The sequence below is a fragment of the Herbaspirillum sp. FG34 genome (assembly GCF_057809315.1).
In genome coordinates, this window is the sequence record NZ_JBMDJS010000042.1 from 1 (window position 1) to 2,401 (window position 2,401).

Consider the following 2,401-nt stretch of genomic DNA (forward strand, 5'->3'; position numbering starts at 1 on the left):
CCGGATAACGCTTGTTACTCATGATGACTCCTTGGTTGCCTGATATTTTAGGCTGCGGAGTGTCTAGTAGTTCCGGGGCGATTCAATGGCTTTTTTACCTTTAGTATTCTCATCCCCTCAAACACCAGTAAGCCGACCCATAATGGTGTACTTCAGCTATTCCCACCATCTATAGAACGATAAAAACCCTTGGACGAGGGGATTAATATTTATCGACGCATATGAAAAACCGGCTTCCCCAACTGACCCGTCAACAGCCTCTTTTCTAAATTTCCAAACCAAGGAGCCGCTACCGATTCCATGAATAATCTTCAGAGAGAAAATATCACTCATATCCGTTAGACTCGCCTCGCCATCAGCTTGCTCCAACTTCGATATGAAATCGGACCAATTTTGACCTTGAAACCACACGGCCCCTCTATAACGAATTTCATGTTGAAACTGGATTATGTTGAGCACAATATCCATCTTAATTGCTGGTACATGTTCATCAACCTCAAGAACCTCCATTCTCATATCTAAAGGCTGATCAATAATTATTTTCGCTTGAGTCAATTCTTCCCCCTATAAAGTGCATGAATAACTGAAGGTGCTTGGCCTGACTGCCTAGGCGGAGCAAATTTCAACTCCCATCCGTCAACCACGATTAATTCTGAATATCTGATGCCGATCTGTGTTGCGGAATTAAGAGCTGACCGCAAACTACTCAATTGTTCTTGGCTTGCAATACGAACTGCTTCGGGCGAGAAATTTATCGCTTTCATTTTTGCATATTCCGCGATGTGCTCAGACGCATTTCCTGCGACCCATATCCTTTCGCCATTGGGAAGAGCCATCTCAAAAGAACGCGGAATTATGGAACCAGGATAGACAGGCTGAGTAGGAGTAATCGAATCGAAAACCGTGCCACTTCCTGTTATTGCATTTTTTCCTTGATGCTTATAGACATCAGGCAAATCTTGATCTGCAGTATATCGATCACGATCAGCCGTTACCGTCGGTAGCTTTTCCTTTGGCAAGACAAGCTTCCTTACCTCGCCTACCAAGGCCGGAGTAGCAGCCGCGACAGCAGACAACGCTGCCATCCGGACAAGACGATAGTTCATCGCCTGCTTTACCAGTCCATCACAGGCAGCCGCGCTCAGTCCACCACAGTTATTCGTCCTGAAGGTCGCAACCTCCTTCGCCTGATCAACATCCGTTCCCATCAGGGACGCGTTGCCCATCACGGAACCATAACTGATCACATTCGCTTGACGCCCGATCAGCGTATCTTCAAGTTTTGTATAGCCGAATGGCAATACCTTTACTTCGTTGACACTCGCCGCTTCAGCCAGATTTTTTTGGACGCACGCTACATCCCCTGAAATGATGCAACTTTGCACTGCGGCGATATTCTGGTCAGAGATCTCCTTGTATTTTTTAAAGATTGAGGTGACGTCTCCGTCGCTGCAACGACCGTTCTTCTTGCTGCAAGCCTCAATTTCCTTCTTAAGCGCGGCAGCATCAGCATGCTTGAGGAAGTTATTGACGACCTCGTTATAAGCCGTAGCCCCGCCGGCCGTCCCACCCACTGCCGCGCCCACCAAGGTACTCGACAACCCCGTCAACACCTTCGCCAGATCAGCATCCACACCAGCCTTATTCAGGGCTGCAGCCACATTAGGTGCGGCTAAGGTACCCGCTCCCGCACCAGCTGCACCGGCAAGACCACCTGTGAGCCCGCCCACAACGGTGTGCGCCAAAGCCCGCATGTTTCCATCTGGCCCCCACTTGGTTTCCAACGCACTGGCCTGATCATTGAGCTGTGTTGCCACGGCAGGATCAGTTGCGGCATTGGCCTGCTTGCGCAAGTCTTCCGCCTTCTTCTGCTGTTGCTCAGCATAGTCACCGATCAACTTGGAAGCCTGCTGCCCAAACGCCTGCGTAATCTTGGCCTGCGCCTCTACATCCTCACGCAGTTGATTGCTATCCCAGTTCTTGGCCAAGCTATTGCTACTGTCCTTGCCGGTACGCACAGACGTATCCAACGAGGCCACCGCGTGATCTGGACTCTGGCCGGTTTTTTCCTGTTGTGCCTGTGCGTTCGTAATGGTCACGGCAGCGCCAGAAACGCCACTACGCGTCACGCTCGTCTCGCTGCCCGATGCGCTGCCAATCCCAGCACCTCCGCCTGGCTTACCACCAGAGGTTCCGACGCTAACGCTCTGACTCTGCGCCGAGTATTGACTCCGATTCTGGATATCACTGCTGGTCAGCGTGCCTGTGGTCAGGCTGTTCTTGCCCTGCTCCACGGCCTGATCCGTGCTGGCAATCTGCGCACCCTTGAGGTCTGCGTTGCCTTTGACGTTGACCTGGAATCCACCATTGCCGGCCGTAATCCCTGCCTGCTGGCCTACAT

General features: G+C 51.3%; 1 protein-coding gene and 1 pseudogene. Both read right to left on the minus strand.

What is annotated here, in order from left to right:
• Positions 1-156: 156 nt before the first annotated feature.
• Positions 157-555, minus strand: coding sequence for a hypothetical protein (locus tag ACODSZ_RS23010; RefSeq protein WP_488928634.1), 399 nt, complete (start codon positions 553-555; stop codon positions 157-159).
• Positions 552-2,401, minus strand: a pseudogene (locus ACODSZ_RS23015) (hypothetical protein); the annotation flags it as partial. The pseudogene ACODSZ_RS23015 and the gene ACODSZ_RS23010, both read right to left, overlap by 4 nt.